This is a genomic window from Streptomyces sp. NPDC021115 (assembly GCF_044333065.1).
In the GTDB taxonomy this organism is placed as follows: domain Bacteria; phylum Actinomycetota; class Actinomycetes; order Streptomycetales; family Streptomycetaceae; genus Streptomyces.
The window spans coordinates 210,511-229,354 of the sequence record NZ_JBIRQF010000007.1 but is presented as its reverse complement, the minus strand read 5'-3'; the positions used below and the strand labels follow the sequence as shown (position 1 = coordinate 229,354).

18 protein-coding genes are annotated in these 18,844 nt (G+C 69.9%); 6 read left to right on the top strand and 12 right to left on the bottom strand.

The genetic code is table 11. From position 1 onward, the window contains the following. Positions 1 to 6: 6 nt before the first annotated feature. Complete coding sequence (locus ACH4TL_RS23420; RefSeq protein ID WP_398317340.1) at positions 7 to 1,266, bottom strand: MFS transporter; 1,260 nt, start codon at positions 1,264 to 1,266, stop codon at positions 7 to 9. A 176-nt stretch (positions 1,267 to 1,442) separates the two neighbouring features. On the opposite strand from ACH4TL_RS23420, the gene ACH4TL_RS23415 reads away from it, so the two are divergent. Continuing rightward, positions 1,443 to 2,483: a LacI family DNA-binding transcriptional regulator gene (locus tag ACH4TL_RS23415; protein WP_398317337.1), complete on the top strand. Its 1,041-nt coding sequence runs from the start codon at positions 1,443 to 1,445 to the stop codon at positions 2,481 to 2,483. A gap of 37 nt (positions 2,484 to 2,520) precedes the next feature. On the opposite strand, the gene prcA is transcribed toward ACH4TL_RS23415, so the two are convergent. The 6 genes from prcA to arc form a co-directional block, all read right to left on the bottom strand. Further along, positions 2,521 to 3,303 (bottom strand): proteasome subunit alpha, encoded by a 783-nt coding sequence (gene prcA, locus ACH4TL_RS23410; protein ID WP_398317334.1) that lies wholly within the window; start codon positions 3,301 to 3,303, stop codon positions 2,521 to 2,523. A 54-nt stretch (positions 3,304 to 3,357) separates the two neighbouring features. Next, positions 3,358 to 4,203, bottom strand: a complete 846-nt coding sequence (prcB, locus tag ACH4TL_RS23405) for a proteasome subunit beta (protein ID WP_398317331.1) — start codon at positions 4,201 to 4,203, stop codon at positions 3,358 to 3,360. Next, entirely contained in the window at positions 4,155 to 4,667 is a 513-nt protein-coding gene (locus tag ACH4TL_RS23400) for an endonuclease VII domain-containing protein (protein ID WP_398317328.1), read from the bottom strand. The genes prcB and ACH4TL_RS23400 overlap by 49 nt, the downstream gene beginning before the upstream one ends. Positions 4,668 to 4,790: 123 nt before the next feature. Beyond that, complete coding sequence (locus ACH4TL_RS23395) at positions 4,791 to 5,009, bottom strand: ubiquitin-like protein Pup (RefSeq protein WP_055553398.1); 219 nt, start codon at positions 5,007 to 5,009, stop codon at positions 4,791 to 4,793. A 135-nt stretch (positions 5,010 to 5,144) separates the two neighbouring features. Beyond that, on the bottom strand, positions 5,145 to 6,656 hold the full coding sequence (gene dop, locus ACH4TL_RS23390) for a depupylase/deamidase Dop (RefSeq protein WP_398317323.1): 1,512 nt from the start codon (positions 6,654 to 6,656) through the stop codon (positions 5,145 to 5,147). A gap of 268 nt (positions 6,657 to 6,924) precedes the next feature. Further along, a complete protein-coding gene (arc, locus tag ACH4TL_RS23385) occupies positions 6,925 to 8,691 on the bottom strand; it encodes a proteasome ATPase (RefSeq protein ID WP_398317320.1) in 1,767 nt (588 codons plus the stop codon). A 257-nt stretch (positions 8,692 to 8,948) separates the two neighbouring features. Here arc and ACH4TL_RS23380 point away from each other — a divergent pair, with 257 nt between their 5' ends. Next, a complete protein-coding gene (locus tag ACH4TL_RS23380; RefSeq protein ID WP_055553393.1) occupies positions 8,949 to 9,239 on the top strand; it encodes a ferredoxin in 291 nt (96 codons plus the stop codon). 41 nt (positions 9,240 to 9,280) lie between these two features. On the opposite strand, the gene ACH4TL_RS23375 is transcribed toward ACH4TL_RS23380, so the two are convergent. The 3 genes from ACH4TL_RS23375 to ACH4TL_RS23365 all read right to left on the bottom strand — a co-directional run bounded on the left by ACH4TL_RS23375 (position 9,281) and on the right by ACH4TL_RS23365 (position 12,254). Further along, on the bottom strand, positions 9,281 to 9,868 hold the full coding sequence (locus ACH4TL_RS23375) for a hypothetical protein (RefSeq protein WP_398317316.1): 588 nt from the start codon (positions 9,866 to 9,868) through the stop codon (positions 9,281 to 9,283). A 150-nt stretch (positions 9,869 to 10,018) separates the two neighbouring features. Continuing rightward, on the bottom strand, positions 10,019 to 10,942 hold the full coding sequence (locus tag ACH4TL_RS23370) for a tRNA (adenine-N1)-methyltransferase (RefSeq protein WP_398317313.1): 924 nt from the start codon (positions 10,940 to 10,942) through the stop codon (positions 10,019 to 10,021). 67 nt (positions 10,943 to 11,009) lie between these two features. Further along, entirely contained in the window at positions 11,010 to 12,254 is a 1,245-nt protein-coding gene (locus ACH4TL_RS23365; RefSeq protein WP_398317310.1) for a site-2 protease family protein, read from the bottom strand. Positions 12,255 to 12,382: 128 nt separating this feature from the next. Here ACH4TL_RS23365 and ACH4TL_RS23360 point away from each other — a divergent pair, with 128 nt between their 5' ends. Together ACH4TL_RS23360 and ACH4TL_RS23355 are read left to right on the top strand one after the other, a co-directional pair. Beyond that, entirely contained in the window at positions 12,383 to 13,276 is an 894-nt protein-coding gene (locus tag ACH4TL_RS23360; protein WP_398317307.1) for a RecB family exonuclease, read from the top strand. 13 nt (positions 13,277 to 13,289) lie between these two features. Continuing rightward, the gene (locus ACH4TL_RS23355) at positions 13,290 to 13,961 is read left to right on the top strand and encodes a response regulator transcription factor (RefSeq protein ID WP_009719179.1); all 672 of its coding nucleotides are present in this window, start codon (positions 13,290 to 13,292) and stop codon (positions 13,959 to 13,961) included. A gap of 95 nt (positions 13,962 to 14,056) precedes the next feature. Here the strand turns inward: ACH4TL_RS23355 and ACH4TL_RS23350 are convergent, their stop codons facing one another. Beyond that, entirely contained in the window at positions 14,057 to 15,427 is a 1,371-nt protein-coding gene (locus tag ACH4TL_RS23350) for an FAD-dependent oxidoreductase (protein ID WP_398317304.1), read from the bottom strand. A gap of 151 nt (positions 15,428 to 15,578) precedes the next feature. On the opposite strand from ACH4TL_RS23350, the gene ACH4TL_RS23345 reads away from it, so the two are divergent. Both ACH4TL_RS23345 and ACH4TL_RS23340 read left to right on the top strand, forming a co-directional pair. Next, positions 15,579 to 16,553 carry a helix-turn-helix domain-containing protein gene (locus tag ACH4TL_RS23345; RefSeq protein ID WP_398317301.1) on the top strand — a complete coding sequence of 325 codons (975 nt, stop codon included), beginning with the start codon at positions 15,579 to 15,581 and terminating at the stop codon, positions 16,551 to 16,553. Between the two features lie 93 nt (positions 16,554 to 16,646). After that, on the top strand, positions 16,647 to 16,928 hold the full coding sequence (locus ACH4TL_RS23340) for a nitrate- and nitrite sensing domain-containing protein (RefSeq protein ID WP_398317298.1): 282 nt from the start codon (positions 16,647 to 16,649) through the stop codon (positions 16,926 to 16,928). Between the two features lie 289 nt (positions 16,929 to 17,217). Here ACH4TL_RS23340 and ACH4TL_RS23335 read toward each other — a convergent pair whose 3' ends face one another. After that, entirely contained in the window at positions 17,218 to 18,813 is a 1,596-nt protein-coding gene (locus ACH4TL_RS23335) for an ABC transporter substrate-binding protein (RefSeq protein WP_398317295.1), read from the bottom strand. Positions 18,814 to 18,844 lie beyond the last annotated feature (31 nt).

The window sequence follows — 18,844 nt, the reverse complement described above, 5'->3', positions numbered from 1 at the left end:
TGAACATTACGCCTGATGGCCTGCTCTGAAACCGGGTTCGGCGGCATGGCTGCGATCATTTTCCGGACGAGGGCCATCCGGCGTTCGCCGCGGGGGCTCCGTCAGGTACCTCCGGGCACCCAGCAGGACCGCCAGCGCGGCCGCTCCGGCGGCCCCCGGGACGGCGAATCCCAGGGCCACCCCGCCCAGCTCCACGGCCGGCCCCGCCGCGGCCGAACCGACCGAGCTGCCCACCACGAAGGTCGTCACGAGCCACGAGAACGCCTCCGTGACCGTCCCCGCCGGGGCGTGCCGGTCGATGACGACGAAGGCACACGCGAGCGCCGGAGCCAAGAACACCCCCGCCACCCCCGCCAGCACCGTCATCACCGGAACGCCCGGCACCAGCACGAGCGGCAGATAGCCGAGCGCCAGCGCGGCCACCAGCACCCGCAGCCGCCGCTCGGGCGCCCCCGCCCACGGACGGGCGCCGTAGACCACGCCGCCCACCAGCGCGCCCACACCCAGCGCGGACAGCAGATAGCTGGAGACCATGCCGCCCCCGTGCTCGTCCGCGTACGCGACGGCGGCCACCGCGATCGCGCCCAGGGCGATCCCGACGAAGAAGAACGACCCCATCAGCACCAGCATCCCGGACGAGCGCAGCGCGCCCAGCCAGTGCGCCTCGCGCGGCGCGGAGCGCCACCGCCGGGACGGCGGGGACACCACCACGGACAGCGCGCCCAGGACCCCCGCCGCGTTGACCACCAGCAGCGCGGCCGCCTCGGACCACCCGGCGACCAGGAGGGTGACCAGCAGCGGGCCGACGGCGAACATCACCTCCTGGGCCACGGCGTCCAGCGCGTACGCCGCGTGCACCTGGTCCGAGCGGCGCAGGACGTCCGGCCACAGCGCCCGCAGCCCGCCCTCCAGCGGGGGCGTGAACAGGCCCGCGACCAGCATCGCGGCGTACGCCACCGGCAGCGGATCGAGGCCCACGAGGGCGAACAGCGCCATCCCGAGCGCGGAGACCACGACGGCCGGGAACATCACCCGCGGCTGGCCCCAGCGGTCCACCGCCCGGCCCAGCAGCGGCTGCCCGACGGCGTTGGCCACCCCGTAGACGGCCGAGAGCGCCCCGGCGAGCGCATAGCTCCCGTCCTCGGAGCGGGTGAAGAGCACCACGGCGAGCGGGGCGGTGGCGTTCGGGAGGCGGCCGATCAGCGTGCCGGTGAGCAGCCGTGCCGCGTGGCGGGTGCGCAGCAGTTCCCCGTAACCAGCCGCCATGGCTGCCCCTCCTCGTGGGTCGTGCCCTTGTGGGTCATGCGATCAAGTTTTACGTATAACGAAGCGACGTCATACGTATCATGGCGCCCTGCCCCGGGTCCACCCGCGGGCGGACACGGCGGATGCGCGCACACCGCGGACACGGCGGATGCGGCGGCAGACGGAGCGGAGGCGATGTGGCACACGGGACCGGGCCCTCCACGGCCGCGGCACGGATCACCAGCCGGGACGTGGCACGACACGCCGGGGTGTCCCAGGCGACCGTCTCCCTCGTGCTCGGCGACAAGTGGCGCGGACGGGTGTCGGAGCGCACGGCGGACGTCGTACGGGCCGCCGCACGCGAGCTGGGCTACCGGCCGAACCTGGCGGCGCGCAGCCTGCGGATGGGCCGCACCCGGACCGTGCTGCTCGTCGTCCCGGCCCTGACCAACGAGTTCTTCGCGCACGTCTACACCGGCGCCGCCCGGGTCGCCGCCGACCACGGCTTCGGCGTGGTGCTCTACCCGTCCCCCGAGGGCGTCGGCCCGGCCCGGGACCCCTTCGACTCGGCGCGGGCCTCGCTGGACGGCGTGATCGCCTCCTCGATGGCCGCCGAAGCGCTGGACGCGGTGCGCGGGGGCGGACTGCCGCTGGTGATGCTCGACAGCGACCCCGACGACCCGGCCGCCGCCTCCACCGTCAACCTGGACATCGGCGACGGCATGCGGCAGGCCGCGGAGCATCTGCTGGGCCTCGGGCACCGCCGGATCGTCCATCTGGCGGCCGCCGTGGACTCCTGGACGTTCCGGGTGCGCGCCCGGGCCCTGGCCGCGGCCGTGCACGCGGTGCCCGGCACCGCGCTGCACACCGAACACGCGGCGCTGAGCGTCGAGGAGGGGCGGCGGGCTGCGCTACGGGCGCTTGGCGCGCCGGGGCCCCGGCCCACGGCGCTGATGTGCGACGACGACATCCTCGCCGCGGGCGCCTGCAAGGCCGCCCGCCGACTGGGCCTGCGGGTGCCCGAGGACGTGTCGATCACCGGCGTCGACGACTTGGCGCTGGCCACGGCGGTCGAGCCGGAACTGACCACCGTGACGCTGCCCGCACAGGCGGTCGGAGCGGAGGGCATGCGGGCGCTGATGGCGGCCCTCGACGGAGAACCGGCCGGGGACACGACACTGCCCGTGGAACTGGTCGTACGGGACTCCAGCGCCCCGCCCCCGCCGACCCCGTGGTGAGCCCCGGCGGGGGCCCACCACGGCGGGACGGTGTGCTCTACTCCTCGCCCTCCGAGGACTCTCCGGACTCGCCGGACTCCGTGGCCTCGCCGGACTCCGCGTCCGACTCCGCCGCGGCTCCGGCACCCTCCAGGAGACGGGCCAGCTGACGGCCCAGGACCCGCTTGAACTTCCGCGCCTGAGGCCGCTTGCGGTCCAGGACCGCGACCTCAAGCTGCTCGGCGGTGAGGCTGCGCTCCCCGCCGTTGTTGTCCCGGGCGAGCGAGTCGACAGCCAGCTTGAGGGCCTCGGCCAGCGTCATACCGTCCCGGTGACGCTGGTCGAGATAGCTGCTGATCTGGTCGGCGTTGCCACCGACGGCGACCGAGCCGTGCTCGTCCACGATGGAACCGTCGTGCGGCAGCCGGTAGATCTGGTCGTCGGCCGGACCCTCGCCGACCTCCGCGACGATCAGCTCGACCTCGTACGGCTTCTCGGCGGCGCTGGAGAAGATCGTGCCCAGCGTCTGTGCGTAGACATTGGCGAGGCCACGGGCCGTGACATCGTCGCGATCATAGGTATAGCCGCGCAGATCGGCATAGCGGACGCCGCCGATGCGCAGATTCTCGAATTCGTTGTACTTGCCGACCGCCGCGAAGGCGATCCGGTCATAGATCTCGCTGACCTTGTGCAGCGCACGGGACGGATTCTCGGCGACAAAGAGGATGCCGTCGGAATACTGGAGCACGACCACGCTGCGGCCGCGCGCGATGCCCTTGCGGGCGTATTCCGCGCGGTCGGCCATGGCCTGCTGGGGCGATACATAGAACGGCGTCGTCACCGGTTATCCGTCCCTCTCTGTCATTGGCGAATGCATTCCGGGTCAATCGTCCCCTCAGAGCAGGGCGGCGCGCGGGCCGTCCGGCTCTTCGAGCCGCCGCTCGTGGACGGCGCGGACGATGTCGGCCACCTCTGCCTCGGTGAACCTCTTGAAGCCGTCCTCGGTGATGACCGTGACGATGGGATAGATGCGCCGGGCCAGATCGGGGCCGCCGGTCGCCGAGTCGTCGTCCGCGGCGTCGTACAGCGCCTGGATCACGGTGGTGGCGGCCTGCTCCTCCGTCAGGTCCTCGCGGTAGAGCTTCTTGAGCGCACCACGGGCGAACGTCGAGCCGGAGCCGATGGTCGCGAAGCCGCGCTCCTCCGAACGCCCGCCGGTCACGTCGTAGGAGAAGATGCGGCCCTTGTCGCGGTCGACGTCATACCCCGCGAAGAGCGGGACGACGGCCAGGCCCTGCATCGCCATGCCGAGATTGCCGCGGATCATGGTCGACAGCCGGTTGGCCTTGCCCTCCAGCGAGAGGACGGTGCCCTCGACCTTCTCGAAGTGCTCCAGCTCCAGCTGGAAGAGCTTGACCATCTCCACGGCGATACCGGCCGTGCCCGCGATGCCGACGGCCGAGTACTCGTCCGCCGGGAAGACCTTCTCGATGTCGCGCTGCGCGATGACGTTCCCCATGGTCGCGCGGCGGTCACCGGCGAGCGCCACCCCGCCGGCGAACGTCGCCGCCACGATCGTCGTGCCATGCGGTGCCTCGACGGCGCCCTGCACCGGGGGAAGCGGGCGGCTCCCCGGAAGCAGCCCGGGCTGATGGGCACCGAGGAAGTCCATGAACGACGAGGAGCCGGGTGTCAGGAAGGCAGCTGGTAGACGCCCGGTGCTACGAGTGTTGGCTTCCACACGTTTCCTTCCAGATATGCGGCGGCACGCCGTATGGCATCCGCTCGGTCCTTGAACTGCCCCAATGCCGCATTGCAGCTGAAGCAGAGTACGCCACGGACCCTACCCGTCCCGTGGTCGTGATCCACATGTGCGGCCGGGGCGGCAAGGCATATGCAGCAGACGCCTTGCTGCTCGACCACCAGCACGTCCAACTCCGTCGGCGTGAGGCCGTACTTGCGCTTGAAATAGCTGACTCGGTTCCGCTCCGCCCTGCACTCACGGCAATAGCTCGCCCAGCCGTCCGACGAGGACTTGTTGCGCTCCCACTCGGAGTGCGGCTTTACCTCTTCGCACTGCGGACACCGCTTGTGTCCCGGCGGGACCGGAACCTTCTCCCGGACCCTCTTGCCCTTGGCCTCCTGGCGTTGCCGGTAGTACTCGGCGGAGCACTCCCGGCAGTACGCCTGGAGACCATCGGGCATGGATTTGTTGCTTGCGAAGGCAGTCCGCGGCAGGGCCTGCTTGCAACGCGAACAGCGCCTCGCTTCCGCCTCTTCGTTCACTTCGAGCGACCCCGCGATCTCACCTTGCAATCGAAGGCAAAATCACTCGCCACCCTTCTGAACGAAGGACCTCACGAAATCCTCGGCGTTCTCTTCGAGCACATCATCGATTTCGTCGAGAACGGAATCAACGTCGTCCGAGAGCTTTTCCTGCCGCTCCTTGAGATCCTCCGCGGCCTGCGCGTCCTGCGCCTGCTCCTCGACCTCCTCGGTCGTGCGCGACGCCTTCTGCTGACCGCCGCCGGTGTCCTTGGTCGCCATGTCCCTCACCCCGCTCGGTTCGCCCGCTGATTCGATCGGTCTCAAGATCAGACCCTACAAGCAGGGTCCGACATCGGCCTCCCACTCGCTACAACGCGCGGAGGCCACCACGATGATTCCCGGTCGGAGCCCCTTTCAGCCTCCGGACAGCACCCGGACCAGGTCCTCGGCCGTGCGGCAGCGGTCCAGGAGCTCCTTGACGTGGTTGCGGGTGCCCCGGAGGGGCTCCAGCGTGGGGACCCGTTGCAGAGAGTCACGACCCGGGAGGTCGAAGATCACCGAGTCCCAGGAGGCCGCGGCCACGTCGTCCGCGTACTGCTCCAGGCAGCGGCCGCGGAAGTAGGCTCGGGTGTCCTCCGGGGGCTTGTTCTGGGCCCGGGCCACATCGGAGTCGTCCAGCAGCCGCTTCATCTTGCCGCGGGCCGCCAGCCGGTTGTACAGGCCCTTCTCCGGGCGTACGTCGGCGTACTGGAGGTCCACCAGATGGAGCCGTGCGGCGTCCCACTCCAGGCTGTCGCGCCTGCGGTAGCCCTCCAGCAGCTCGCGCTTGGCCACCCAGTCCAGCTCGCCGGACAGGGACATCGGATCGCGCTCCAGCCGGTTGAGTACGTCCTCCCAGCGGGTCAGCACGTCCCGGGTCTGCTCGTCGGCGTCCGCTCCGAAGCGGTCCTCGACGTACTTGCGGGCCAGCTCGAAGTACTCCATCTGGAGCTGTACGGCGGTCAGCGTGCGGCCGCTGCGCAGCGTGACCAGACGCTGGAGCGTCGGGTCGTGGGAGACCTGGTGCAGCGTGCGGACGGGCTGGTCGACGGCCAGGTCGACGGCGATGAAGCCGTCCTCGATCATCGACAGCACCAGCGAGGTGGTGCCGAGCTTGAGGTAGGTCGACAGCTCGGAGAGGTTGGCGTCGCCGATGATCACATGGAGCCGGCGGTACTTCTCGGCGTCGGCGTGCGGCTCGTCGCGCGTGTTGATGATGGGCCGCTTGAGGGTGGTCTCCAGACCCACCTCGACTTCGAAGTAGTCGGCCCGCTGGCTGATCTGGAAGCCGTGCTCGTGCCCGTCCTGGCCGATGCCGACGCGCCCGGCGCCGGTGACGACCTGGCGGGAGACGAAGAACGGCGTCAGATGGCGCACGATGTCCGAGAACGGGGTCTCCCGCTTCATCAGGTAGTTCTCGTGCGTGCCGTAGGACGCGCCCTTGTTGTCGGTGTTGTTCTTGTACAGGTGGATGGGCTGGGCGCCGGGCAGCTCGGCGGCGCGCATCGCGGCCTCGGCCATGATGCGCTCGCCCGCCTTGTCCCAGAGGACCGCGTCCCGCGGGTTGGTGACCTCGGGGGCGGAGTACTCGGGGTGGGCGTGGTCGACGTAGAGCCGCGCTCCGTTGGTGAGAATGACATTGGCCAGGCCGATGTCCTCGTCCGTGAGCTGGCTGGCGTCCGCGGACTCGCGCGCGAGGTCGAAGCCGCGGGCGTCCCGGAGCGGGTTCTCCTCCTCGAAGTCCCAGCGGGCGCGGCGCGCCCGGTGCATCGCCGCCGCGTAGGCGTTGACGACCTGGGATGAGGTGAGCATGGCATTGGCGTTCGGGTGCCCCGGGACGGAGATCCCGTACTCCGTCTCGATGCCCATTACGCGCCGTACGGTCATGCGGCCCTCCTTGCCCGGCGCGGCCCCAGGCCGGGGCCCGCGCTCAAGTACCGCTCCGCTTCCGGTCCCGTACCGGAACCGGCCCCCGAGCCGCCGTGCCGCGGGATCACTGCGGTACCGATGAGCCTAAAACGGCTGTGCGGTGCTGCGGAGATCATGACAGTCATTGCTCCGGTGGGGCTCGTAGGACTCATACGATGAATGCCGTCCGAAAAGCGCATCCGGCTGCGGATGCCCCGTCCAGGACATCCGCAGCCGGACAGCGGTGTTACAGGTACTGACCGGTGTTCGCCACCGTGTCGATGGAGCGTCCCGTGTCCGCGCCCTGCTTTCCGGTGACGAGGGTGCGGATGAAGACGATCCGCTCGCCCTTCTTACCGGAGATGCGGGCCCAGTCGTCCGGGTTCGTGGTGTTGGGCAGGTCCTCGTTCTCCTTGAACTCGTCCACGCAGGCGGCGAGCAGATGGGAGACCCGAAGGCCCTTCTGGTTGTGGTCGAGGAATGCCTTGATGGCCATCTTCTTGGCCCGGTCCACAATGTTCTGGATCATGGCGCCGGAATTGAAGTCCTTGAAGTAGAGGACTTCCTTGTCACCATTGGCGTAGGTGACCTCCAGGAAGCGGTTCTCCTCGGATTCCGCGTACATCTGCTCGACGACCGACTGGATCATGCCGGCGACGGCCGCCTTCGCGGAGCCGCTGTGCTCGGCGAGGTCGTCCGTGTGGACCGGCAGGCTGGCGGTCAGGTACTTCGAGAAGATGTCCTTGGCGGCCTCCGCGTCCGGACGCTCGATCTTGATCTTCACGTCGAGGCGGCCGGGGCGCAGGATGGCCGGGTCGATCATGTCCTCGCGGTTCGAGGCGCCGATGACGATGACGTTCTCCAGGCCCTCGACACCGTCGATCTCGGAGAGCAGCTGCGGGACGATGGTGTTCTCCACGTCCGAGCTGACTCCGGAGCCGCGGGTGCGGAACAGGGAGTCCATCTCGTCGAAGAAGACGATGACCGGTGTGCCCTCGCTGGCCTTCTCCCGGGCCCGCTGGAAGACCAGCCGGATGTGCCGCTCGGTCTCACCGACGTACTTGTTCAGCAGCTCGGGGCCCTTGATGTTGAGGAAGAAGCTCTTCCCCGCGGGCTTGCCGGTGACTTCGGCGACCTTCTTGGCAAGGGAGTTGGCGACGGCCTTCGCGATCAGCGTCTTGCCGCAGCCGGGCGGGCCGTACAGCAGCACGCCCTTGGGCGGCCGCAGTTCGTGCTCCTTGAACAGGTCGGGGTAGAGGTACGGAAGCTCGACCGCGTCCCGGATCAGCTCGATCTGGTTTCCCAGGCCGCCGATCTTGGTGTAGTCGATGTCGGGGACCTCTTCGAGGACGAGCTCCTCGACCTCGCTCTTGGGCACGACCTCGTAGACGTAGCCGGAGCGGGGCTCCAGCAGCAGGGCGTCACCGGGGCGGATGGTGGTGGCGAGCAGCGGCTCGGCGAGCCGCACCACGCGCTCCTCGTCGGTGTGCCCGATCACCAGGGCCCGCTCACCGTCCTCAAGGACCTCCTTGAGGGTGACGATGTCCCCGGCGCGCTCGAACTCCATGGCCTCGACCACGTTGAGCGCCTCGTTGAGCATGACCTCCTGGCCCTTCTGGAGGTCATCGAGCTCGACGCTTGGGCTGACATTCACGCGGAGTTTACGGCCTCCGGTGAAGATGTCGGCTGTGCCGTCCTCGTTCGCCTGCAGAAAGGCACCGAAACCGGCCGGCGGCTGGGCGAGCCGGTCGACCTCCTCCTTGAGGGCCACGATCTGGTCGCGGGCCTCACGGAGGGTGTTCGCGAGCCGCTCGTTCTGGGCGGAGACTCCCGCCAGATTGGTCTGCAGCTCGACGATCCGCTCTTCGAGAATCCTCGTGTGACGCGGAGAGTCGGCGAGCTTGCGGCGCAGGACGGCGATTTCCTGCTCGAGATAGGCAACCTGGCCGGCGGGGTCGTCAGACCCCCGCCCCGGCCGGATGCCGCGGTTGATGTCGTCGTCGTGGGCTGCCACGGTCCTCACCTCCTCCAAGGGGAGCTGGACGCTTCCTGACCCTACCTGGGCCGGTGCGGGTTGAAACCCCTAGATCACAAACCCGGTCGGCGTGTGTCCGATCTTCACCCTTGCGCACTCCCTCACGCCAGGTGAATACCCACCCAACAACATCGGAAAGCGAGCGGTTGTATCGTCGACCCGGTCAACACCCGCCAGGGCTGGCGATATTTAGTCAATGTTGAATCGCGTATCGAGGGAACGGCAGGCGAAGCACCGTGCGGAACGAGGAGCTCGGCGATCTTGAAGTCTGGATTGACCAGGACCTGTGCACGGGGGATGGGATCTGTGCCCAGTACGCGCCCGAGGTCTTCGAACTCGACATCGACGGTCTAGCCTACGTCAAGAGCGCCGACGACGAGCTTCTCCAGGACAAGGGCGCGACGACCAAGGTGCCGCTGCCGCTGCTCACAGAGGTCGTGGACTCGGCCAAGGAGTGCCCGGGCGACTGCATCCATGTGCGCCGCGCCGCGGACAAGGTCGAGGTGTACGGCCCGGACGCCGAGTAGGGTCCGCGCGCCGGGGCACGCCCGGAGCGCTGGGTGACCGGTCAGACACTCCCCGGGACGGGCAGCGCCTTCAGTACGAACTCGCCGTCCTTCCACTGCCAGTTGACCTTGCGCTGGAGGTCCGGGCAGCACCGCGGGACCTTGGTGGTGGAGTAGCCCAGCAAAGTGGCCGAAACCATCGTTCCGCGCACCGCGAAATCCGTGACACTCATCCCCTCCTTCGGGTCGACGAATGTCGCCACGATCCGGGGGGCCGCACCCTCGCGGGCCGGCTGCGCGAGCACGTAGACGCCGCTGGGCGGGTTGCCGGCCGCGGTGCGGCAGCGTACGACGGCGACGGTTTCCGGCCGCCCGTCGCCGTCCAGGTCGGCGGAGGCGCGGTCCACCACGCCGGGCTCGGCCCGGCCGCAGTCCATCGGGTAGTGCGCGGTGCGCGGGTCGGGCGCCTGTGTCGCCTGGAGGCCGCCGGTGCGGTGGGCGGAGAGGGTGGTGGGAGCCGGTCCCGCCTTGGCGTCGGCGGGCTGGAAGGCCGACGCGCCCGCGACGACGGCGGCTACTGCGGCCGCGGTCGCGATCCAGTGCACCGGACGGGGGTGGGTGTGCGCGAGATCCGGGCCCAGAGACTGCACGCGGGACGACTCCATGAGATGACTGAGGGTGGCTGCGGCGGAGGGGGTGCTCCGCATCGTGCCACATCTCACACCGGCGCGGCCACCGCCCCGCACGGGGGAAGTCGGTGGCCGCGCCGAGTCGTTGACGGTCCGGTGGGGGTGCCGGGGCTAGCCGGTGGCGGCGCCGGTGTCCTTGCCGGTGTCCTTGCCGCTGCCGTAGCCGGGGTAGTCGTCGCCGTACGCGCCCTTGGCGGGGCGGCGGCGGCGCAGCGGGGGCTCGACGCCGTCGGCGAGGCGGCGGGCCGTGAGCAGGAAGCCGGTGTGGCCGATCATCCGGTGGTCGGGGCGTACCGCCAGGCCCTCGACGTGCCAGGTGCGGACCATGGTCTCCCAGGCCGACGGCTCGTTGAAGGTGCCGTGCTCGCGGATGGACTCCACGGTGCGGGCGAGCTGGGTGGTGGTGGCGACGTAGGCGCACAGGATGCCGCCGGGCACGAGCGCCTTGGAGACCGCTTCCAGGCATTCCCAGGGGGCGAGCATGTCGAGGATGACGCGGTCGACGTCGGTGTCGGACAGGTTGTCCTGGAGGTCGCCGACGGTCAGCCGCCAGGCGGGGTGGGGGGCGCCGAAGTAGCGCTCGACGTTCTGGGAGGCGATGTCGGCGAAGTCGGCCCGGCGCTCGTAGGAGTGCAGCATGCCCTGGTCGCCGATGGCCCGCAGCAGGAAGGTGGAGAGCGAGCCGGAGCCGACGCCCGCCTCGACGACGCGTGCGCCGGGGAAGATGTCGGCCATCGCCAGGATCTGCCCCGCGTCCTTGGGGTAGACCACGGCGGCACCGCGTGGCATGGACAGGACATAGTCGGGGAGCAGGGGGCGCAGCGCGAGGTACGCGACGTTTCCCGTGGTGCGCACGACAGTCCCCTCGGGGGCGCCGATCAGCTCGTCATGGGGGAAGGAACCCTTGTGGGTGTGGAAATTCTTCCCGGCTTCGAGCGTGAACGTGTAGTGGCGTCCCTTGGGGTCGGTGAGCTGGACCTGGTCCCCGACCTGGAAGGGCCCGCGACGGCGGGCGGCACCGGTCGGTTCGGACATGTGAACAGCCTACCGGGACCGGGAGCCTGCCCGGGACGGCGGGCCTCGGGGGCCCGCGGGCGTCGGCTCATGCGGTGGGGGTTCGGGCCATGGCGTTGACGAAGGCGCGCTCGACGTCCGCCGTGGAGAGCACGCCGTAGATCTCGCCCGTCTCCTCGACCACCAGGTATTCGGTCGCGGGGGTGGCGCGCAGGGTGTCCAGCAGCTCCTCGCCGGTCAGCTCGGCGGAGACCCGCATGCCGTCCTTGAGGTCCTGGGCGAGGCCGCTGACCGCGACCCAGGGGCGCCGGTGCTCGGGGACGCCGACGATGGCCGCCTCCCGTACGACGGCGGTCGGCGCGCCGTGGCCGTCCACCACGACCAGGGCGCGGGCTCCCGCCTCGTTGGCCCGGCGCAGCGCCTCGGACAGCGGGGTGTCGGCCGCGACGGGCACGGCGCGCCGGGTGAGGTTGCGGGCGCGCAGGTCCGGCAGGCGCTCCCGCAGCCGGGCCATGCGCAGGCTGTTTCCGGCGCCGGTCCAGATGATCGCGGCGAGTATGGCGGCGAGCAGCGCGTCGGTGAGCGAGTCGACGCTGCCGAAGTCCTTGGGTTCGCCGCCGAGGCCGCCGGCCTGGGTGAGCAGGGGCAGCCCGACCAGGACGGCGACGGCGAGCGCCCGGCCGGTCCAGGCGGCGGCGACGGTGCCCGCCATGGGCTTGCCGCTGATCTTCCAGACGACGGCGCGCAGCATCCGTCCGCCGTCCAGCGGGAGGCCGGGCAGCAGGTTGAAGGCGGCCACGATGAGGTTGGAGATCATCAGCCCGGCGAGCAGCACCCCGGGTACGGAGTCGGGGTCCACGACGAGCATGCCGAGGTAGAAGACCCCGGAGAGGATCAGGGAGAGCAGCGGGCCGACGAAGGCGAGGACGAATTCCCGGCCGGGGGTCTCGGACTCCTTCTCGATCTCCGAGACGCCGCCGAAGAACTGGAGCTGGATGCGGCGCACGGGCAGCTTGAAGCGCAGTGCGGCCACGGTGTGCGCCAGCTCGTGCACCAGGACGGAGGCGTAGAAGGCGACCGCGAAGAAGAGCGACACCAGATAGCGGGCGGCGCCCAGCTCCGGCAGGATCCGCTCCAGCTGGCCGCCGAAGACCCAGGTGATGAGGGCGGCCACCAGGAACCAGCTGGGCGAGACGTAGACGGGTACGCCGAAGGGGCGCCCCATGAGGATGCCGCCGCCGGCCTCGGGTGGGCGGCGCGGCTTGTCCGCCTCGGGCTCGGTCGTGCGGTCCGCTCCCCCGTCGCCGGACTGCCGCTGCCCGCTGTTGTCCACGGTGTCCCCTCGTCGGACGCGTCGGTCGCGTCCTGTTTTGATACGGTCCCCACGATCATGCAGTGCGAGGGGCTCGGACGTCGATGGTATGCGTCCGGCTGTCGGTGGCGGGTCGTAGGGTCTTCGCCATGGGAATCACCTCAGGGCAGCCCGAACGGGCGGACGGGGCACCGCAGTCCGGCACCTCCGCGTCGCTGTCGCCGTCGCGTGCGGCGGACTTCATGCGATGCCCCTTGCTGTACCGCTTCCGGGTGATCGACAAACTGCCGGAGAAGCCGAGCGCCGCCGCGACCCGGGGCACGGTGGTGCACGCGGTGCTGGAGCGGCTCTTCGACGCGCCCGCCGCCGAGCGCACCGCGCGGCGGGCCAGGGCGATGGTGCCGGGCGAGTGGGAGCGGCTGGTGGCGGCCAAGCCGGAGCTGGCGGAGCTGTTCCGCCAGGAGGACGGCGAGGAGTCCCCTGAGCGGCTGGCCGAGTGGCTGCTGGAGGCCGAGCGGCTGGTGGAGGGGTGGTTCTCGCTGGAGGACCCGACGCGTCTGGAGCCGGCCGAGCGGGAGCTGTTCGTGGAGACGGCGCTGGAGTCGGGGCTGACGCTGCGCGGGATCATCGACCGGGTGGACGTCGCGCCGGCCGGGGACGTGCGGATCGTCGACTACAAGACGGGGAAGGCGCCCGCGCCGCAGTATTCGGGCGAGGCGCTGTTCCAGATGAAGTTCTACGCGCTGGTGCTGTGGCGGCTGCGCGGCAGGGTGCCGCGGCGGCTCCAGCTGGTCTATCTGGGCAGTGGCGATGTGCTGACGTACGACCCGGAGGAGCGGGATCTGCTCGGGGTGGAGCGCAAGGTGCTGGCCCTGTGGGAGGCGATCCGGCTGGCGACGGAGACGGGGGACTTCCTGCCGCGCCGTACCAAGCTGTGCGGCTGGTGCGACCACCAGGCGCGCTGTCCGGAATTCGGGGGTACTCCCCCGCCGTATCCGCTGCCCGTCGTCCCGGCCCAGTCCGGCAGAATGGACGCGGTCTAGCGAAGGAGATCCCGTGGCGATCCGCGTCCTACTGGTCGATGATCAACCGCTGCTGCGCACCGGTTTCCGGATGATCCTGGAGGCGGAGCAGGATCTGGCGGTCGTCGGTGAGGCGGGGGACGGCCTGCAGGCCCTCGACCAGGTGCGGGCGCTCCAGCCCGATGTGGTGCTGATGGACATCCGGATGCCGCGGATGGACGGAGTGGAGGCGACCCGGCAGATCACCGGCCCGGGGCGGGACGGTCCGGCGAAGGTGCTGGTGCTGACGACCTTCGATCTCGACGAGTATGTGGTGGAGGCGCTGCGCGCCGGGGCCAGCGGCTTTCTGCTGAAGGACGCCCCGGCGACCGAGCTGGTGCAGGCCATCCGGGTGGTGGCGGCGGGTGAGGCGATGCTGGCGCCGAGCATCACGCGGCGGCTGCTCGACAAGTACGCGGGGCATCTGCCCTCGGGTGAGGAGCCGGTTCCGGACACCCTGCACACGCTCACCGAGCGCGAGGTCGAGGTGCTGAAGCTGGTGGCCCGGGGGCTGTCGAACGCGGAGATCGCGGCGGATCTGTTCGTCAGCGAGACGACGGTCAAGACGCATGTGGGCCATGTGCTGACCAAGCTGGGGCTGCGGGACCGGGTGCAGGCCGCGGTGTACGCGTACGAGAGCGGGCTGGTCCGCCCCGGCGCGCAGTAGCCGGGAGACGTACGCCGGGGCGGGGGCGGAGCCGGCGGGCGAGACGTACGGCCCGCCCGCCGGCTTCTTGGCTCAGCTCCGGCCCGTCGTGCCCGTCACCGTGCGGCACCCACCGGAGCGGCGGCCGCGGCCGTGCCCTGTCCGCGTCCCGCCCGGACGGCCCGCAGCAGCGTACGGGGACGGAGGAATATCTTCGTCGGGGAGAGCATGTGCGTGACCTCCAGGAAGCTCCGGTGCACCACCGGGTCGGTCACCGACGCCCGGAGGATGAGGTCGCTGAACCGGGAGGCGGCCCGGAAGCCCCGTGGCCGCGGCTCGGTGACGTGCGGCAGCCTCAGATCGTTGAGGGCGGACGTCTGCCACGCACTGTCCACGACGGCGTTGGCCTCCTTGAAGTACGACCAGGCCGGGCTCCGCCCCGACCGCCCGGATTCGAGGTAGTCCGCCAGGCATGAGGCGTGCATCGCCGCGGAGGACATGCCCTGGCCGTAGACGGGGTTGAACGAGGCGAGACTGTCACCGACCGCGATGAGTCCGGCGGGGAGCCGGTCCATGCGGTGGAAGTCGCGCCGCCGGTTGTCCGGGTGCCGGTAGGTGACCGGCGCCCCGAGGGGCTCGCCCTGCTCGGCCAATTGGCGAAACGGTTCCGCTGAGTCTTCTCGGCACCGGACGAGGAATTCCTCCACGCTCCGTCCGGGACGGTCGTCCGCGTACCCGGCCACCAGGGCGATCCACCGGTCACCCTCGACCCGGCCCAGGGTCGCCAGCCGCATCCGGCCGTCCGGCCAGGTGTCCAGGGACTGTGCCAGCGTCGCGCTCCCCGGTTCGGTGAGGCGGAACAGCGCGGTGGTGTAACCGAGGTCCACCTGCATGCGCCGCATGCGCGGCTCCGGCCAGCCGCCCTCCTTCAGCCAGGCCCCGATCCGGGTGCCGCGGCCGGTCGCGTCGACCACCAGGTCGGCGCCGAGGAGGGTCTCGTCGGCCGCTCCTCCGCCGGGGCCGATGTACCGTACCCCGCTCACCCGGTCGCCGGTGAAGGCGAGCCCGCGCGCGCTGCCGTTGACCAGGCGCAGCTTGTCCAGCGCCAACACCCTGCGGCGAATGTGGGCCTCCAGGAAGGGCCGGGTGGCGCTGATCATCTTTACGCCGCCGACCAGCACCTTGAGCCTCCCGCCGAGATAGCAGTGCACGTCGTCCCCGGTGTCCGCGAGTGCGGCGCCGCCGGCGACGAGTTCCGCGGAGAGGCCGGGGAACCAGTGGTCGATGCGCCTGCGGCCCGCATCCAGCAGGGCGTGCATCTGGGTGCCCTGCGGAACGCCGGGTCGCGGTCCGTCATCGCCTCCGAAGTCGCCCGAGGGGGCGATGTCATCGCGTTCGAAGACAACCACCTCGTCCGCGTGATCACTGAGTACCCGGGCGGCCAGCAGCCCCGAGATGCTGCCCCCGAGTACGACGGCCCTGCGCATGTCCACCTCCTGTTCACAGCCCCCGGACAGGGAGCGGCAGAGAACATATTGACGAGGTATCAAGAAGCGGAATCGACCATCCGCGCACCTGGTATGTACATTTCGGCATCGCTCACGACCAAAATCGATCACCGCAAGGACGGTGCCATCCATGAGCCTGTCCCCAAAGTCCATGAAGCCCGGGGCCGTCGGCGGCGTGCCGCACGATGTCGATGCCTGGCGGGGAATGCTGCACGAGTGCTTCGTCGAACTGGACGCGGTCCCGATCGGCGACACCGGGAACAACGGCGGCTACACGGGCTGGGCTCACCAGCTCGACCTGGGATTCCTCACCCTGACCGACGTCGGCTCCGACCCGGTGCGTGTCGTGCGCGCCCCCCGGATGCTCTCTCGCGACCAGGACGACTTCTATCTGCTGTCGATTGCCCAGGAGACCAGTTCGTGCCTCAACGGAAACACGCGGTCCCAGCTGCGTCGCGGGGACGCGGTCCTGCTCGACAGCACGTCTCCGTTCCAGCTCAGTGCCGAAGGCTTCGCCCATCACCTCGTTCTGATGGTGCCCCGGGCGGACCTCGGACGGTTCGTACCGGTCAGCTGGGACCGCATCGGACGCCGCATCGACGCCGAGAACCCGCTTCTGCGTGTTCTGCGGGCCACGATCGAGGAGATCCGCGCGGGCAGCGAGCGATTCGGCGCGGACACCCTCCCCGCTCTGGGGCACACCGTACGCGAGCTCATGTTCTCCGTACTGCGGTCCGACGAGGGTGAGGACCACACCGAGGTCAACGGCATCCTCGGGCACCAGGCCCAACTGCTGCGCATGCGCGACTTCATACGACGTCACCTCGACGAGCCGTCCCTCTCGGCGAAGACGGTGGCGGCGGCCTTCCGGGTCTCCGTGCGCTACGTCGAGATCGTCTTCCGGGAAAGTGGCACATCACCGGCCAGGTACATCCGTGAGACCCGGCTGGAGGAGGCCCGCAAGACCTTGGCCAGCCCTCACCAGCGGAAGTGTCCGATCGCAGCGGTCGCCAGGTCGGTCGGAATCGAGAACCCGACCGTCTTCGCCCGCATGTTCCGCCACTTCTACGACCTCACCCCCAGCGAGTACCGGAAGTCTCAGTAGGCCCGGCGGACGGTTCGCCGAGAACGGGAGGCATCTCGTCCGACGGTCAACGGGTTCTCTCAGGCACTGAACCCGCGTCAGACCGTGCGCGACGTGAAAAGAGTGGGAGTCAAGAGCGAGACCGCGATGGTGGCGCTGCAGGAGGAGCGCCGGCTGTCGATGGACTACGTCGCCCAGTCCGGCTCGGACCGTGGGACGCTCGACCGGCAACGCGCCGGCACCGACCGGAAACTCGCCGCGATGCGCGAGTCCGCAGCACCGGTGGTCGCACACAACCCGCCCGATCTCAAACGGATCTTCGGGAAGATCAGCAAGCGGGTCGGCGAGTTCCTCGCCGCAGCGCCACGACAGGCACCGGCTGCCGCACCGTCATGAGAACCGCGGAACGCCGTTCGTCGTAGCGGTCAACCGCTTCGACGGAGTCTGTGGCTTCGACAGCGGCCAGATACGCCAAGCCCTCGACCTCGACCCGCACATACCCGTGGTCATGGGCGACGCACGCTCCCGCGAGGCGTGCAAACTCGCCGTCACGACCCTCATCGAACACGCCATGGCGGGCCGGTCACCGGTCACGCGCTGAGCGGCCCGGGGGCCGGGGCGGGCGGGTCGGATGACCACGCCCGCCCCGGCCCCCATGGGCCTCCGCGCCGCGAGGCGCCGGGCGTCAGTCGGTGGGCGACTTCTTGATCTCCCAGAAGCGGAAGACGGTCGAGGCGTCCAGGGTCCACTGGAGTCCGGAGATGGACTCCTGGGCGACCGCGTACTGCTTGCCCTGCCACAGCGGCAGCATGGGCACATCGTCGGCGACGAGGTTCTGGATCTTCTGGAAGTCGCCGACGGTGGCCGCGCGGCTGGGCTGGCCCGCGGTGGCCGGGATGAGCTGCCCGGTGAGCTGCGCCGAGGTGTAGTGGTTGGCCAGCACGTTGCCGGAGCCGAAGAACGGGGCGACGAAGTTGTCCGGGTCCGGGTAGTCGGGCACCCAGCCCTTGACGTAGACGGGGTAGTCGCCCGCGGCCACGCCCTTCTCGTAGGTGGCGACGTCGGTGCTCTTCACGTCGACGTCGAAGAGCCCGCTGGCGTTGAGCTGCTTGGCGATCTCCTGGAGGCCGGGCACGGTGCCGGGGCCATAGCGGATCGGGGTGCCCCACAGGGTGAGCTTGACCTTGCCGGTGATCCCCTCCTCGCGGAGCGCCTGCTTGGCCTTCTCGGGCTGCGGCCGGTCGCCGTACTTGTCGAAGAAGGCCGTGTTGTGGCCGGTGATCCCGGCGGGGACGACCGAGTACAGCGGCTCGGCGGTGCGCTTGTAGACGTCCCGGACGAGGGTGGAGCGGTCGATGAGGTACGCCATGGCCTTGCGCACGCCGAGCTTTCCGGCGACCGGGTCCTCCATGTTGAAGACCAGGTGCTGGACCTCGGCGCCGGTGCCCTCGACGACGTTGAGGTTCTTGCCGCCGCTGAGGGACTCGGCCTGGAGGTCGGCCAGGTCCTTCATGGCCAGCCCGCGGTAGGCCAGGTCCACGTCGCCGTTCTGGACGGCGTCCTTCAGCTGCTGCTGCTTGCCCTGGAAGAACTTCAGGGTCATCCCGGTGTTCTGGGCCTCGGCGGGGCCCTGGTAGTCGCCGTTGACCGAGAAGTCGGCCTCCTTCTTGCTGAAGGAGTCCAGCTTGTAGACGCCGGAGCCGATGGCCTTGTTGTCGGTGCGCAGCTTGTCGGCCGGGTATTCGGCGTGGTCCACGATGGATCCGGCGCCGGAGGCGATCTTCTGCGGGAAGGTGGCGTCCGGGGTCTTCAGGTTGAAGACGACGGTCCGCTCGTCCGGGGTCTTGATGTTCCCGATGCTGGAGAGCATCACCGCCGGGCCGTTCTCGTCGTTGATCCGCAGGGTGCGCTCGAAGGAGAACTTGACGTCCTCGGAGGTGAGCGGGTCTCCGTTGGAGAACTTCAGGTCGTTCCGCAGGGTGCAGGTGAAGACCTGGCTGGAGTTGTCCTTGAAGCCGCACTTCTCCGCCGCCTCCGGCTGCGGGGTGGTGCCGCCCTTGGGGAAGCTCAGCAGAGACTGGAACACGTTGTTGAACAACAGCCAGGAGCCGGGGTCGTACCCGGATGCCGGATCGGTGGCCAGCACCTCGTCCGACATGCCCATGACGACGTGCTCACCGCTGCCCGCGGCGTCCCCGTCCTCGCTCCCACAGCCGGTGAGCAGGGCGGCGGCAAGTCCCGCTCCGAGCGGGGCTGCCAGCCACTGGTCACGTTTCCTCACGGGTCGTTTCCTCACAGTTTGGTCGTCTCGT

Coding starts and splice junctions, on each gene's coding strand:
- dop (WP_398317323.1), bottom strand. CDS start 6,656: ATGACCGTACGGCGCGTAATGGGCATCGAGACGGAGTACGGGATCTCC.
- ACH4TL_RS23400 (WP_398317328.1), bottom strand. CDS start 4,667: ATGCCCGATGGTCTCCAGGCGTACTGCCGGGAGTGCTCCGCCGAGTAC.
- ACH4TL_RS23345 (WP_398317301.1), top strand. CDS start 15,579: ATGAGCCTGTCCCCAAAGTCCATGAAGCCCGGGGCCGTCGGCGGCGTG.
- ACH4TL_RS23360 (WP_398317307.1), top strand. CDS start 12,383: ATGGGAATCACCTCAGGGCAGCCCGAACGGGCGGACGGGGCACCGCAG.
- ACH4TL_RS23370 (WP_398317313.1), bottom strand. CDS start 10,942: ATGTCCGAACCGACCGGTGCCGCCCGCCGTCGCGGGCCCTTCCAGGTC.
- ACH4TL_RS23395 (WP_055553398.1), bottom strand. CDS start 5,009: ATGGCGACCAAGGACACCGGCGGCGGTCAGCAGAAGGCGTCGCGCACG.
- ACH4TL_RS23420 (WP_398317340.1), bottom strand. CDS start 1,266: ATGGCGGCTGGTTACGGGGAACTGCTGCGCACCCGCCACGCGGCACGG.
- ACH4TL_RS23350 (WP_398317304.1), bottom strand. CDS start 15,427: ATGCGCAGGGCCGTCGTACTCGGGGGCAGCATCTCGGGGCTGCTGGCC.